This is a genomic window from Pseudomonas sp. HR1 (genome assembly GCF_030175875.1).
Lineage (GTDB): Bacteria > Pseudomonadota > Gammaproteobacteria > Pseudomonadales > Pseudomonadaceae > Chryseomonas > Chryseomonas oryzihabitans.
This window is the reverse complement of sequence record NZ_JASNRF010000087.1, coordinates 1-510: the sequence shown is the minus strand read 5'-3', so window position 1 is coordinate 510 and position 510 is coordinate 1. Positions and strand designations below refer to the sequence as shown.

At 59.6% G+C, this 510-nt stretch carries 1 protein-coding gene; it reads left to right on the top strand.

What is annotated here, in order from left to right:
- Positions 1 to 134: 134 nt before the first annotated feature.
- The gene (locus tag QKY98_RS23730) at positions 135 to 314 is read left to right on the top strand and encodes a hypothetical protein (protein WP_284671720.1); all 180 of its coding nucleotides are present in this window, start codon (positions 135 to 137) and stop codon (positions 312 to 314) included.
- The last annotated feature ends 196 nt before the right edge of the window (positions 315 to 510 follow it).

Below are 510 nucleotides of genomic sequence, written 5' to 3'. Positions count from 1 at the left end.
ACGAACTGAGGGCGCGGGGGGCGTTTTATCTGGAATACAGGCGCGATGGGAAGCGGGTAGGAACGCTCACCGGTTAGGAAGGAGGCTGACGTCGGGTACCTGATTGCAGGGGGAGCGCCGAGGTGGGGCACCTCATGCTGATGATCGCCCATCAACGGCGTGTGGCCGTGATCGGAACCGTGATCATCATGCGAGTGGGCGCTGTCCTCGCTGCTTTCCAGGCTGTGCAGATGGCCGGTGATCAAGGATGTAGAGGCGTGCGCTGTCCACGCCGTCATGACGGCGAGCAGCAGCGAGCATACAACGATGATTGATCGGATTCGTTTAGCCATGGAGCTCCGCCAGCCCAACTGAGCAGGTGCCGGGAAGATACCAGACACCTGCTTGATCGTATCCCCCTGGGGGGGATAGCATGCAAGCCTAATTGATCCTCACGAAGGGCTCAAGTCATGAGCGAGCACGATCACTCCCACCCCCATACCCATCAGTCTCATGAGGCGATCATCAAGC